The organism is Paraburkholderia sp. MM5477-R1, from assembly GCF_050436385.1.
Classification (GTDB): domain Bacteria; phylum Pseudomonadota; class Gammaproteobacteria; order Burkholderiales; family Burkholderiaceae; genus Paraburkholderia; species Paraburkholderia tuberum.
Genome location: NZ_JBNDMC010000007.1, coordinates 871,304 through 883,923, shown reverse-complemented (window position 1 = coordinate 883,923; position 12,620 = coordinate 871,304). Strand labels below are relative to the sequence as shown.

The 12,620-nt window shown below is 64.2% G+C and carries 11 protein-coding genes, 1 tRNA gene and 1 pseudogene; 10 read left to right on the top strand and 3 right to left on the bottom strand.

The annotated features are described in order from the left end of the window. Positions 1-145: 145 nt before the first annotated feature. From OKW35_RS32950 to OKW35_RS32935, 4 genes are all read left to right on the top strand, one after another. Positions 146-868 carry a peptidoglycan DD-metalloendopeptidase family protein gene (locus OKW35_RS32950; RefSeq protein ID WP_429554259.1) on the top strand — a complete coding sequence of 241 codons (723 nt, stop codon included), beginning with the start codon at positions 146-148 and terminating at the stop codon, positions 866-868. Positions 869-962: 94 nt separating this feature from the next. Then, positions 963-1,289 (top strand): hypothetical protein, encoded by a 327-nt coding sequence (locus OKW35_RS32945; protein WP_090801089.1) that lies wholly within the window; start codon positions 963-965, stop codon positions 1,287-1,289. A gap of 995 nt (positions 1,290-2,284) precedes the next feature. Next, complete coding sequence (locus OKW35_RS32940; RefSeq protein WP_090801091.1) at positions 2,285-2,593, top strand: DUF2288 domain-containing protein; 309 nt, start codon at positions 2,285-2,287, stop codon at positions 2,591-2,593. 26 nt (positions 2,594-2,619) lie between these two features. After that, entirely contained in the window at positions 2,620-3,987 is a 1,368-nt protein-coding gene (locus OKW35_RS32935; RefSeq protein ID WP_429555108.1) for an MATE family efflux transporter, read from the top strand. Positions 3,988-4,200: 213 nt separating this feature from the next. On the opposite strand, the gene OKW35_RS32930 is transcribed toward OKW35_RS32935, so the two are convergent. Continuing rightward, positions 4,201-4,368 (bottom strand): hypothetical protein, encoded by a 168-nt coding sequence (locus OKW35_RS32930; RefSeq protein WP_167368601.1) that lies wholly within the window; start codon positions 4,366-4,368, stop codon positions 4,201-4,203. A 178-nt stretch (positions 4,369-4,546) separates the two neighbouring features. On the opposite strand from OKW35_RS32930, the gene OKW35_RS32925 reads away from it, so the two are divergent. The 5 genes from OKW35_RS32925 (at position 4,547) to OKW35_RS32905 (ending at position 7,092) form a co-directional block, all read left to right on the top strand. Then, positions 4,547-4,723 carry a hypothetical protein gene (locus OKW35_RS32925; protein ID WP_018421224.1) on the top strand — a complete coding sequence of 59 codons (177 nt, stop codon included), beginning with the start codon at positions 4,547-4,549 and terminating at the stop codon, positions 4,721-4,723. Between the two features lie 384 nt (positions 4,724-5,107). Further along, entirely contained in the window at positions 5,108-5,266 is a 159-nt protein-coding gene (locus OKW35_RS32920; RefSeq protein ID WP_090801093.1) for a DUF3309 family protein, read from the top strand. 110 nt (positions 5,267-5,376) lie between these two features. After that, positions 5,377-5,453, top strand: a tRNA-Pro gene (locus OKW35_RS32915). A gap of 212 nt (positions 5,454-5,665) precedes the next feature. After that, positions 5,666-6,124 (top strand): SixA phosphatase family protein, encoded by a 459-nt coding sequence (locus tag OKW35_RS32910; protein ID WP_184061447.1) that lies wholly within the window; start codon positions 5,666-5,668, stop codon positions 6,122-6,124. A 155-nt stretch (positions 6,125-6,279) separates the two neighbouring features. Then, positions 6,280-7,092 carry a GNAT family N-acetyltransferase gene (locus OKW35_RS32905; RefSeq protein WP_184028352.1) on the top strand — a complete coding sequence of 271 codons (813 nt, stop codon included), beginning with the start codon at positions 6,280-6,282 and terminating at the stop codon, positions 7,090-7,092. Between the two features lie 93 nt (positions 7,093-7,185). On the opposite strand, the pseudogene ppx reads toward OKW35_RS32905, so the two are convergent. Beyond that, positions 7,186-8,839: pseudogene (ppx, locus tag OKW35_RS32900) on the bottom strand (exopolyphosphatase). A gap of 204 nt (positions 8,840-9,043) precedes the next feature. On the opposite strand from ppx, the gene ppk1 reads away from it, so the two are divergent. Next, positions 9,044-11,107, top strand: coding sequence for a polyphosphate kinase 1 (gene ppk1 / locus OKW35_RS32895; protein WP_429555107.1), 2,064 nt, complete (start codon positions 9,044-9,046; stop codon positions 11,105-11,107). A gap of 117 nt (positions 11,108-11,224) precedes the next feature. Here ppk1 and phoR read toward each other — a convergent pair whose 3' ends face one another. Beyond that, on the bottom strand, positions 11,225-12,538 hold the full coding sequence (gene phoR / locus OKW35_RS32890; RefSeq protein WP_429554258.1) for a phosphate regulon sensor histidine kinase PhoR: 1,314 nt from the start codon (positions 12,536-12,538) through the stop codon (positions 11,225-11,227). Positions 12,539-12,620: the final 82 nt, after the last annotated feature.

The following is a 12,620-nucleotide window of genomic DNA, read 5'->3' as shown; positions in this document are numbered from 1 at the left end:
CGCCGGCGGCGAGCCGCTCGAAGCGGCCGCCCGCCACTTCGCTCCCCTCGCCGGGGGGCGCAACACAAAACCGTTAGAATCGAACGCTTTGTCTGTCTGTGCCGCGTGATCGGGATCAGCGCGCGGCAGTGTTTTGCGAGGTCCAATGCTGGAAACGACAAGAATCAAACGACTCGGCTGTGCGGCATTGCTCGCGCTGCTCACCGCGTGCGGGTCGGCGCCGGTGGGGCCGGGCTACTACCGGGTCGAACGGGGCGACACGCTGTCGAAAATCGCGCGCGGCAACCGGCAATCGGTGCAGAACATCGCACGCTGGAACAACCTGACCAATCCCGACCGCATCGAGGTCGGCCAGGTGCTGCGCGTCGCGCCGCCAGGCGGCGCGGCGTCGACGAGCGGCGCGATCCGCAGCGGCGGTGGCGATAGCAGCAGTGGCAGCGCGAGCGCGGCGGTCGCGCCGCGTCCTGCGCCCGCGGACACTGCGTCGGCGACCGCGCCCGTCCCGATCTCGCTGGTATGGCCCGCCGACGGCACGGTGTTCCGCCGTTTCGACGGCGGCAACTCGAAGGGTATCGATATTGCCGCGGCGGCCGGCACGCCCATCGTCGCGGCGGCGCCTGGCACCGTCGTCTATGCGGGCAACGGTCTGCGCGGCTACGGCAATCTGCTGATCCTCAAGCACAACGCCGACTATCTGACCGCTTACGCGCATAACCGCGCGCTGTTGGTGAAGGAAGGCGAATCGGTCAAGCGCGGCCAGAAAATCGCCGAAATGGGCGACACCGATACCGATCGCGTGATGCTGCATTTCGAACTGCGCTACCAGGGCCGTTCGATCGATCCGTCGAAACAACTGCCACCGCGCTAGGCGGCGGGCGCGGGAACCCGCCGTGCTATAAACGCTCAATTCGAAGCGGCGTGGCTGCGCGCCACGCCCTTCCGTTATTTGCAAGGAATCTGAAATGAAAAGCCCATTGGCGCGCGTCGCGGCGGCTGCGACGATCAGTCTTGGCCTCCTGACGCTCGGCGGCCTCGGCGGCTGCTCGACCACGACCACGATGACCTATCTGCCGAGCGGCGACACCGGCTTCGCGATCAACTGCAGCGGCAGCGACGCCAGCACGAGCTGGGCCGAGTGCTACAAGCGCGCGGGCGAAACCTGCGGCAACTACGGGTACGACGTGGTTTCGAAAGACGTCGACAACGGCGCGACGTCGGGCGGCACGATCGGTGGGATTTTCGGCGCGAATGTGAAAAACCGTTCGATGGTCATCCGCTGCAAGCAGTAAAAGGCAGCGCGCCGTGCGGCACGCGCGGCCGCCGAGCGGCAGAGCGTCACCGCTTAGCGGCGTCGCCAGCGCCCGGAGCGCGGATCGATGCGCGTGGCGAAGCGCACCAGCAACGCGAGCGCGATTAGCCACACGCCGACAAAAATGATCACCCCGGTCATGAGTCTCGCGCCGAAAAATAATCCGCCATCATCGGCCGCATATGTGAATTCGCGGTGAAGATCGCTGCGGCAGGTTAAACATCCGCGTAAATCCATTCAAAAAAAAGCCCGGCACGAGGCCGGGCTAACGGGGGTTCGGCGCATATCGGCAAAGGACCGGTTCACCATGCGCCAGAACGAAATCTAACAATCCGCATTTCCAAGCGCAATGTATTAATTTTGCGGCCAATGTTACACGGCGTACGGATTCCGCAATCCGTGAATCGGAAATGTCGGAATCAGACCGGCTTAATGCGCCGCAGCTGGGATACTCCACACGCCAAATCATTCAAACCAGGAATGTCGGAGTATCGCACCGGCTAATGTTCCTGGGCTATCGGCGGAAAGTCCCGCCAAACCAGCAGAGGAAAGACGTCTGGCCGAATAACACTAACTCATCCGGCAATAACGCCGCTTTGGCTTGCGAATATTAACTTGGTGCGCAAACGCACGTAACGCATCGATTAGTCGCGGCAACTCTTCCGAATAAGCGCCGATACGTTTTCACAACAAATTCGCGAATAGTGAAATCTTTAACATTGACAATTCCGCCGACAATATTGAAACCGCATTCAAACTCGTTTCAGTTTCGAATATTCGGACGATTAATAGCCGGTGCTGACGGGCGGCACGCCTCGTGGGCCGCCGTCGTTGAATCCGCCGGCATCCAGGTTCAGAATCCGATTCAGTCAGCGCTGCATAAAAAACCGCCCGGCGCGTTGCGCAAGGCCGCCACGCGGCCCGCCGGTCCTTGCCAATAGTTTATAGTGACGGCCCCGTCCGACCCTGTCCACGATGACTTCCAACGACGCCTCCCAAAGCCCCCTTTATGCGAAGCTGCTCGGCGAAACCGCCAAGATCGGCTGGAGCGAACTCGAACGTTTTTTTGCGCGCGGCATACTGCTGCACGTCGCGCGCGACCTCGATCTCGTGAGCGTCGCCGAGGCAATCGCCAACGACGACACCACCCGGGTCGCCCAATGGTTGTCCTCCGGCCTCGTCGTGCGCGTTCAGTCGGAGACGGCCGCCGATTTCGCCGCGCGCGACCCCGAGCTGTGGGCCGTCGTCGTCTCTCCTTGGGTGTGCGTGCAGGAGCGCTCTTGAACGACGCGAGTACGCCCGATGCCGGTATGCCCCCCGCCGCGCGATCCGAAACCGCCGCACACCCAGCCAGCGCGCCCGCGCTGCCGGTGCGCTGGCATCGCCGGGTGCTCGCGCTCGCGTTGCCGATCGTCCTCGCGAATCTGACGCAACCGATCCTCGGCGCGGTCGACACCGCCGTCGCTGGTCATCTGGACAGTGCCTCTTACCTCGGCGGTGTCGCGCTCGGCGGGCTCTTCTTCAACTTCGTGTTCTGGGGCTTCGGCTTCCTGCGCATGGGCACGACCGGCCTCGTCGCGCAGGCGGACGGCGCGGGCCGCAGCGACGAGTTGCGCAACACCGTCGTGCGCGCACTGCTGATGGCGGCCGCGATCGGCGCGCTGGTGCTGCTCGTGCAGCAACCGCTGATCGACTATGCGCTGCGGGCGATCGGCGGCAGCGACGCCGTGCAGCGGCACGCGCAGGTTTATTGCCACGCGCGCATCTGGGCCGCGCCGCTCGCGCTCGGCAACTACGTGATACTCGGCTGGCTGCTCGGCACGCAGCAGGTGCGGCTCGCATTGCTGTCGCAGGTCTTCATCAACAGCGTGAACATCGCCGCGGTGCTGCTGTACGTGTACGCGTTTCATTGGGGCGTGGCCGGCATCGGCGCGGCTACCGCGACCGCCGACGCGCTCGGCTTCGTACTCGGGCTCGCCCTGCTATGGCACGGCAGGCCGCGCGGCCTGCCCGCGCTGAATCGCGCCGCCTTGTTCGACGCCGCCGCGCTGAAGCGGCTCGTCGTGCTCAATCGCGACATCTTCGTGCGCACGCTGTGCCTGCTGTCGTCGTTCGGCTGGTTCGCGCATCTCGGCGCGCGGCAAGGCGACGCGACGCTCGCCGCGAACGCATTGCTACTCAATTTCCAGACCTTCATGGCGTACGGGCTCGACGGTTTCGCGCACGCGGCCGAGGCGCTGGTCGGCGCGGCGATCGGTGCGCGCGATCGTCACGCGTTCGCGCAGGCGGTCAAGGTCACCGCGCTGTGGTCGGCGCTCGGCGCGATCGGCTTCTCGTGCGTCTACTGGGGCGCGGGCGCGTGGATCATCGAGCGGCTGACCGATCAGGCCGCCGTGCGTGCCGCGGCCGAAACCTATCTGCCGTGGGCGGCGCTGTCGCCGGTCATTTCGGTGTGGGGCTTCCTCCTCGACGGCGTGTTCATCGGCGCGACGCGTACGCGCGAGCTGATGATGTCGATGGCGGTGTCGCTTGCGGTGTTCGTGGCGGCGTCGTCGGCATTGCTCGCGTGGCACGGCAATCACGGGCTGTGGATCGCGCTGCTGATCTTCATGGCCACGCGTGGCGCAACGCTCACGCGTTACCTGCCGGGCGTGTCGCGGGGGATGGCGGCTGCCTAGCGCGGTGCGCTGGGCACCGTTGGCTATTCGGCGGACGACAGACCGTTACGGCTTGAAACAAGCGCATACATATCGCATAACGAGCGCGTCCTGGAATGCTCTCAGCCCGTGCTCTCCGCGCGAACCGTCGGCACGGGTCAGAAGTGCCGGCGTGCTCGCGCCGGTGCTTCGCTTTCCCCGCCCTTTCCCGCTCGTTTTCACTTCAACGAGCGCTCACTGCGCGACGGGCGCGGGCACCATCGCGGGCGGCCGATCGTCGGTGGGCACGCCGTGGTAGTCGGCGGGATCATGTGGTGGGCTGCCGCGATGCGCGGACGGATTGTCCGCACAGCCGGCGACGCCGGCGCACAACAGCAAGGCAAGAGTCAGAACGCGGGTCATTTTGCAATCGTCTCCGGGACAAAGCGATGGCGGAGGTCCGCCATCGCGCCGAGAGTCTAACCGCAAAGCGCGTTCGGCGACGCCATCACACACCTCGTGCGTCGCCCGTTCCAGTTCGTGAGATTTCACCGGACCTGCGCTACTATGGGTTCATGGCTGAACCTACCGGGAGACTGCCATGGACGGTGAATCGATCGCGGGCCTGATCGGGCTCGCAATAGGCCTGATCGTGCTGGTGGCGTTGTCGATTTTCGAATCGCGGGCCTACCGGCGTGAACACGATGGCGAGGGCATGCTGCATCACTGGACGCATCAGCATCTACATATGCCGCATTGGAGGCGTCCAAGGCATTGATGCGGGTGATCTTCAACTCTGACCGAATGGCCTCTGGCCTCGGCACCGGCATGTCACGGTACCTCAGTCGCGCGTCCGCTCGATGACGCGTTGACCGGCGTTGCGGCGCCTGCGCGCATCGAGGTCCGCTGGACGTGCGCAACGCCTTTCCGGTTCTTTGGGCATACCTACATCGAACGACGACGCTTCCTGCGTCGCTCTCTCCTTCTGCGCTTTCGTCCAAGGCCTCACTGCATCGAGCTTAACGGGTGATGGGCACATGCCTTGCTGGTTCCGATCCAGCAACAGACGCGCGACACGCGCGTCTGTTGTCGCGGCGCGCGCGCCAAACCAGCGTGAAGATGCGGCCAGCGATTTCGCGGCCCCCTCAAAAAGGAGAACGCCATGACCGTCGGAACCATCCTGCTAATCGTGCTCATCCTGCTGCTGATCGGCGCGTTGCCAAGCTGGCCGTATAGCAGCGGCTGGGGCTATCGGCCGACTGGACTCGTCGGCGTCGTGCTGATCATCGTGATCGTTCTGCTGTTGATGGGGCGTATATAGCCCACCGCGAGGCCGGCGCGAGCCCGCTATGGTGAACGTCGTTGCCCGTGCGGTTGGGGCCGCCAAGGGATTGACGCTCCTGCCCGCACCCCCTATACTCTCGGATTCGTCGGAGCGTAGCGCAGCCTGGTAGCGCATCTGATTTGGGATCAGAGGGTCGTAGGTTCGAATCCTATCGCTCCGACCACGAAAAGCAGCTCGAAACCCGCGAAGCCTCCGGCTTCGCGGGTTTTTGCTTTTTTGGCTCGCGTTCAGGTGGACGCCGACAGCCGACCCGTCAGGCACTCGCCTTGCAAATCATCACCTGCGCATGCGACAGTGCTTGAGGCAGGTACCTCGCTGCGAAGACGCGCAAGCCCGCCGCAACGCCATCCCAAGCCGCTCAAAAAGGAGACTCCCATGGACCTGATCCTCTGGCGTCACGCCGAAGCAGAAGATGTCGCCGCGAGCGATCTCTCCCGCGCGCTCACCACGCGCGGCCGCAAGCAGGCGCAGAACGCCGCGAAATGGCTGCGCGCCCGTTTGCCCAACGACGCGGTCATACTCGCGAGCCCCGCCGTGCGCACCATCCAGACCGCCGAGACGTTGAGCGACCAGTACCGCGTCGTGCGCGAACTCGCGCCGAACGCGAGCGCGAACGACGTCCTGGAAGCGGCCGGCTGGCCCGGCGGCATCGCGCAAACCGTCGTGATCGTCGGCCATCAACCGACGCTCGGCCACGTCGCCGCGCAACTGCTCGGCGACAGCCGCGCGAGCTGGCCACTGAAAAAAGCCGGCATCTGGTGGATCGAGAGCCGCGAGCGCAACGGCGAAGATGAGGCGGTGTTGCGCGCCGCCATCAGCCCCGATCTGATCTGAGCGCGCGTGTCGCGCGACACCTCCGACATTACAGGCACCCACGCGAGGGCTTACGGGCAGTCATCCAATCGTCACGGCTTTGCCATGCGAGCGTCACCGCGCGTTACTACATTGGCGAAAAAAGAAATCCTCACTCTTTTCGACCAGGACAGCCAATGCGAGAACTGCCGACGCCCACCCTGCCCTTCGCCTCGCTTTTCGAACCGCGCCGTCTGCCGCGCGCCGAGGAAACGGTCACCGCGCAGCATCGCCTGCAAGTGTCGTGGGCGCGTACCGACGAAGAGCTGCGTGAAGCGCAGCGTCTACGCTATCGCGTCTTCGCCGACGAAATGGGCGCACGCCTCAGCGGCCCCGCGGGCCTCGACGTCGATGCCTTCGATTCGTACTGCGACCATTTGCTGGTACGCGATCTCGACACGTTGAAAGTAGTCGGCACGTATCGCGCCCTGCCGCCGCATCAGGCCGCGCGCATCGGCCGTCTATATGCGGAAAGCGAGTTCGACGTGTCGCGTCTCACGCATCTGCGCGCGAAGATGGTCGAGGTCGGCCGCTCGTGCGTGCATCCGGACTATCGCAGCGGCTCGGTGATCATGTCGCTATGGGCTGGGCTCGCCGCGTACATGAAGCACAACGGCTACGAGACGATGCTCGGCTGCGCGAGCGTCGCGATGGCCGACGGCGGCCACTATGCGGCGAACCTGTATTGCTCGCTGCGCGACAACGCGCTGACCGCGCCCGAATATCGCGCGTTCCCGCATACGCCGCTGCCGGTCGACGAACTGCAGACGGGTGCCGCCGTCGCGCCGCCCCCGCTCGTGAAGGGCTACTTGCGTCTCGGCGCGAAGATTTGCGGCGCACCGGCGTGGGACCCCGACTTCAATACCGCGGATTTCCTGACGCTGTTCCGTCTGTCCGATATCAACGCGCGCTATGCGCGGCACTTCCTCGGCGATGCGTTGCCGCGATAAGCTGCGCCGAGATACGAAAAAGCCCTGCATTTGCAGGGCTTTTTTTGTTCGTGCACACGCCGCGAATCGACGCGTGCGTCGATCCGCATCGCGTCAATCGTCCGTATAAACGACACGGTACGGAATCCCGACTTTCTCCCACTCCGCCGCCTCCTGGATCAGGCTGTAATCCGTCAACGGATTGTTGGCGACCCACTCGTTCGGCAAACGCACCTCGTAACCGCCGTTCGCCTGAGCAACCGTGATGCCCGGCAGGCCGACGTCCGCGCGTCGACGGCACAGCAACGCCGCGAGCCGCAGACAGAACAGCAGCGGCCATTCGACGTCGCGCGTTTGCGACAGCTTGCCGAGCTTGCCCGCGTGGCCGAGCACGAGCGCGGCGAGGCGCGCCTGGTCGGTACGCGAAAAGCCCGGCATGTCGGCATTGCTCGCGATATAAGCCGAGTGTTTGTGATACGCGCTATGCGAGATCGACAGGCCGATTTCGTGTAGCGACGCCGCCCAGCCGATGAACATGCGGTTTTCCGCGCGGCGTTCCTCGTCCGGTTCGACGAACTGGTCGTAGAAGCTCGTCGACAGATCGCGGATGCGCCCCGCCTGCGGGCGATCGATGCCATAGCGGCGCATGAAGCCCTCGACCGTCACCGTACGCATGTCCTCGTGCTGCGAACGGCCGAGCAGGTCGTACATGACGCCGAGGCGCAGCGCGCCGTCGGTGGTGTCGACATAGTCGACGCCCAGTTCGTCGAACACCGCGATCATGATCGACAGCCCGCCCGCGAGCACCGGCACGCGGTCGCTCTTCAGCGCAATCAGTTTCAGCCGGTTGACGTTTTCGGCCTTGATCAGCGCGCGCTTGAGCCGCTCGAGGCCGCCGCGCGAAATGCCGTGGGTGACGCCCGCATCGTTGAAATTGTTCGCCTCGACCAGTTCGGCGAGCGCGCGCGCGGTGCCCGACGAGCCGATCGCCTGCTCCCAGCCGGTCTTCTTGTATTCGGCGGAAATGATCTGGATTTCGCGGCGCGCGGCGAGCTCGGCCTGGCGCATCGTGTACTCGTCGACGTTGCCGGCCGGGAAAAACGCGCGGCTATGGCTCACGCAGCCGATATACAAGCTCTCCATCATGATCGGCGTGTAGTGCGAGCCGATGATGAATTCCGTCGAGCCACCGCCGATATCGACGACGAGCCGCTTGCCCGCGCTCGCCGGCACCGAGTGCGCGGCGCCCGCATAAATCAGGCGTGCTTCCTCGCGCCCGGCGATCACTTCGATCGGAAAACCGAGCGCGGCCTCCGCCTCGCCGAGAAATTCGCGCCGCATTCTTCGCGATGCGCAGCGTATTGGTCGCGACCGCGCGCACGTGGTCCGGATGAAAATCGCGCAACCGCTCGCCGAAGCGCTTCAGCGCATCCCACCCACGCACCTGCGATGCGCGATCGAGCATCTTGTCGCTCGATAGTCCGGCCGCGAGCCGCACCGGCTCGCGCAAGGCGTCGACCTGATAGATCTGGCTGCCCGCGTCGGTTTCCTCGACCCGGCCCACGATGAGCCGGAAGCTGTTCGAACCGAGATCGACGGCGGCGAGGAGATGAGGAATATTGACCATCGGGTAAGCGTACTCCATGCGCGCGAGCGCCGCGGCTGCGGCCGAGGGCGTGGCGGCGGACTCCGGCAGCGCCACGCGCCGGCCCGGCGCCTTCGGCGCATGGTGCGCGTCGCGGCCAGCCGCACTGTTCAAAGACGCCATTCTAAGCGTAGCAGCCTTCACGGTGTCACCTCGCGGCGCAGGGAGTTCGGTATCGTCGCATAGGTAGCGCGTCATATTGACGACAGACGACGATTGCGGCATAAAATGTTAAAAACATCGCCGATGTCATCAGGACGTCATCAAACCGTGAGAATTTCCGAGCGTCTTTCCGTCTCCATTTCAGACATTCCAATCTCGCCGCCGATGTCCGTCCGCTATCCCCTATTGAATCGCGAGCTGGGCATTCTGGGTTTCAACGAGCGTGTGTTGGCGCAAGCCGCCGATCCCGCCGTCCCCTTGCTCGAACGTCTGCGCTTTATCTGCATCACCAGTAGCAACCTCGACGAATTCTTCGAAGTCCGCATGGCCGGGCTTCAGGAACAGATGGGCGACAACCCCGGCGCATTGTCGCCCGACGGCATGTCGCTGCTTCACATGTACGACCTCGTGGTCGAACGTGCGCAGAAGCTCGTGCATCGCCAGTACACGATGCTGCACGACACGGTGCTCACCGCGCTCGAACAGGAAGGCATCTATTTCCACGGCAACGAAGCCTGGAGCGACGCGCAGACCGAATGGGCACGCAACTACTTCTTCAACGAACTGCTGCCGGTGCTCACGCCGATCGGTCTCGACCCCGCGCATCCGTTTCCGCGCGTGCTGAACAAGAGCCTGAACTTCGTCGTCGAGCTCGAGGGCAAGGACGCGTTCGGCCGTCAGGCGATGATGGGCATCGTGCAGGCGCCGCGCGCGCTGCCGCGACTCGTGCGCATGCCGCAGGAGCTGTCGGGTTATCCGCATGGCTTCGTGCTGCTGAGCTCGCTGCTCCAACACTTTGTCGGCGAGCTGTTTCCGAATCTCTTCGTGCGCAGCTGCAATCAGTTTCGCATCACGCGCAACAGCGAGCTGTTCGTCGACGAAGACGAAATCACCAATCTGCGCGTCGCGTTGCAGGGCGAACTGCCGGCGCGGCATCTGGGCAATGCGGTGCGGCTCGAAGTGTCGGCGGAAACGCCCACGCATGTGGTGCGGCGCCTGCTCGACGAAAGCGGTCTGTCGAACAAGGACTGCTACTACGTGAACGGCCCCGTCAATCTGGTGCGGCTGATGCAGCTGCCCGAGATGGTCGACCGGCCGGATCTGAAGTTCGTGCCGCACATTCCGTCGACGCCGAGGCAGATCGCCAACAGCGCGAGCATGTTCGACGTGATCGATCAGGGCGACGTGCTGCTGCATCATCCGTACGAGAGCTTCCAGCCGGTGCTCGAGCTGCTGTTGCAGGCGGCCAAGGACCCGAACGTGGTCGCGATCAAGCAGACCATCTATCGGACCGGCACCGACTCGCCGCTGATGGATGCGCTGATGCAGGCCGCGCGCAACGGCAAGGAAGTCACGGTGGTCGTCGAGCTGCTCGCGCGCTTCGACGAGGAAACCAACATCAACTGGGCCTCGCAGCTCGAAGCGGTCGGCGCGCACGTGGTCTACGGCGTAGTCGGCCACAAGTGCCACGCGAAGATGATGCTGATCGTGCGACGCGTGTCGGCGGGCGGCAAGGCGAGCCTGAAGCGCTACGTGCACCTCGGCACGGGCAACTATCACCCGCGCACCGCGCGCCTCTATACCGATTTCGGTCTGATGACCGCCGATCAGAAGATCTGCGAGGACGTGCACCATGTGTTCCAGCAGCTCACCGGCATCGGCGGCGAGCTGAAGCTGCACGAGCTGTGGCAGTCGCCGTTCACGCTGCATCCGAAGCTCGTCGACGCGATCCGCAAGGAAGCCGAGCATGCGCGCGCGGGCAAGAAGGCGCGCATCGTCGCGAAGATGAACGCGCTGCTCGAGCCGACGGTGATCGCCGAGCTGTACGAAGCATCGCAGGCCGGCGTGAAGGTCGATCTGATCGTGCGCGGCGTGTGCTCGCTGCAGCCGGGCGTGCAAGGGCTCTCCGAGAACATCACGGTGCGCTCGATCGTCGGGCGCTTTCTCGAACACCATCGCATCTACTACTTCTACGACGGCGGCAAGGAACAGGTCTATCTGTCGAGCGCCGACTGGATGGATCGCAATCTGTTCCGGCGCGTCGAAGTCGCATTCCCGGTCAACAACCGGCGACTGAAGCGGCGCGTGATCGCGGAAGGGCTGTCGGCGTTTCTCGGCGACAACCAGTCGGCCTGGTTGATGCAGAGCGACGGTCACTACCGCCGGCGCCGGCCGGGCAAGGCGTCGCGCAATGCTCAGATGAGTCTGCTCGGCAAGTTCTGTTCGTAGTCGCCCGCGTTTCGGGTGCTCGCCGCGATGGCGGGCACCCGACGATCCGCGCGCATAAAAAAACCGCCTTTTTCAGGCGGTTTTTTTATGCGTCGACCAGTCGTACGACTGCCGCGTTCAAACCTGTGCGGTTTGAACGCGCGCCGTCCGATACACCGGAAAGCGCACCGTGAACGTGCTGCCGCGCCCTTCTTCGCTCTTCACGTCGAGTTGCGCATCGTGCCGTTGCAGTACGTGCTTGACGATCGCGAGACCGAGCCCGGTGCCGCCCGTGTCGCGCGAACGGCTGCGATCGACGCGATAGAAGCGCTCGGTGAGCCGCGGGATATCGGCGGCCGGAATGCCGAAGCCGCTATCGGTGACCGAGAACACCGCATGGCCACCCTGCGCACGCCAGTTGACCTTGATCGAGCCGCCGTCCGGCGTGTAGCGGATCGCGTTCGTCACCAGATTGCCGAATGCGCTGAAAATCTCGGTTTCGACGCCGGTGACGGTCAGTGCTTCGTCGGCATCGAAGACGATCTTGTGATGATCGCTGGACAGGCTCTGCGCGTCGTCATGCAGATGCCGCAATACCGCGCGCATGTCGATCATCTGATCGCTCGGTGGCTTGTTGTCGCCTTCGAGCGTCGCGAGCACGAGCAGATCGCTGACGATATGACGCATGCGCGACGCCTGCTGCTCCATCAGCTCGAGATAACGCGCGCGCTCGGCTTCGCCCAACGGCAGCTCGCGCATCGTCTCGAGAAAGCCGGACAACACGGTGAGCGGCGTTTTCAATTCGTGCGACACGTTGGCGACGAAGTCACGCCGCATCGCGTCGGTGCGCTCGAGCTCGGTGATGTCCTGCGACAGCACGAGCTTGCGATTGTCGCCGTAAGGAAACACCTGCACCGACAGCACGTTCTGGCGCTTGTCGCCCATGCCGCGCATGATCAGCATTTCCTCGTACCGATGCGAATTCAGATAGCGCACGAAATCCGGATGGCGCACCAGATGCGTGATGTGCTGACGCAGATCGCGCTTCGCATCGAGCCCAAAGTGGCTTTCGGAAATCGCGTTGCACCACTCGATCTGATCATGATCGTCGAGCATCGCGACACCGTTAGGCGACGCCTGGATCGCCTGGATGAAACGCGAATGCTGCTGCTCGACCTGGCGCACCTGGGCATGCCAGCGCTTCGCGAGCTTGTGCAGACGGTAATAGATTTCGCCCCAGATGCCGGGGGCGCTCGGCACTTCGCCGTACACCGGCGCGTCGAGCAGACGCCACAGACGCTGCTTGTGGAAGGTACTGAAGACGCTCTGTGCGAGCAGCAGGACGATGGCGAGAGCGAGCCCTGCCTTGACGTTCAGCAGTGCGCCGACCACCGCGCACAGAACAGCAAGCAGCACGACCGACACGATGGAGCGCGCCCAGATGATGTTCATGGTCTAGCGATCGAAGAGAAAATACAGCGCAGGAGGGAGGTACGGCGGCACAGCGCCATGCGATGCAGCGCGCCGCCGACGG

Bases quoted from the DNA above. Each gene is read 5' to 3' on its own strand.
- ppk1 (WP_429555107.1), top strand. From the start codon at position 9,044: ATGTCCGTCCGCTATCCCCTATTGAATCGCGAGCTGGGCATTCTGGGT.
- OKW35_RS32910 (WP_184061447.1), top strand. From the start codon at position 5,666: ATGGACCTGATCCTCTGGCGTCACGCCGAAGCAGAAGATGTCGCCGCG.
- OKW35_RS32945 (WP_090801089.1), top strand. From the start codon at position 963: ATGAAAAGCCCATTGGCGCGCGTCGCGGCGGCTGCGACGATCAGTCTT.
- OKW35_RS32940 (WP_090801091.1), top strand. From the start codon at position 2,285: ATGACTTCCAACGACGCCTCCCAAAGCCCCCTTTATGCGAAGCTGCTC.
- OKW35_RS32935 (WP_429555108.1), top strand. From the start codon at position 2,620: ATGCCCCCCGCCGCGCGATCCGAAACCGCCGCACACCCAGCCAGCGCG.
- OKW35_RS32930 (WP_167368601.1), bottom strand. From the start codon at position 4,368: ATGACCCGCGTTCTGACTCTTGCCTTGCTGTTGTGCGCCGGCGTCGCC.
- OKW35_RS32925 (WP_018421224.1), top strand. From the start codon at position 4,547: ATGGACGGTGAATCGATCGCGGGCCTGATCGGGCTCGCAATAGGCCTG.
- OKW35_RS32920 (WP_090801093.1), top strand. From the start codon at position 5,108: ATGACCGTCGGAACCATCCTGCTAATCGTGCTCATCCTGCTGCTGATC.
- phoR (WP_429554258.1), bottom strand. From the start codon at position 12,538: ATGAACATCATCTGGGCGCGCTCCATCGTGTCGGTCGTGCTGCTTGCT.
- OKW35_RS32950 (WP_429554259.1), top strand. From the start codon at position 146: ATGCTGGAAACGACAAGAATCAAACGACTCGGCTGTGCGGCATTGCTC.
- OKW35_RS32905 (WP_184028352.1), top strand. From the start codon at position 6,280: ATGCGAGAACTGCCGACGCCCACCCTGCCCTTCGCCTCGCTTTTCGAA.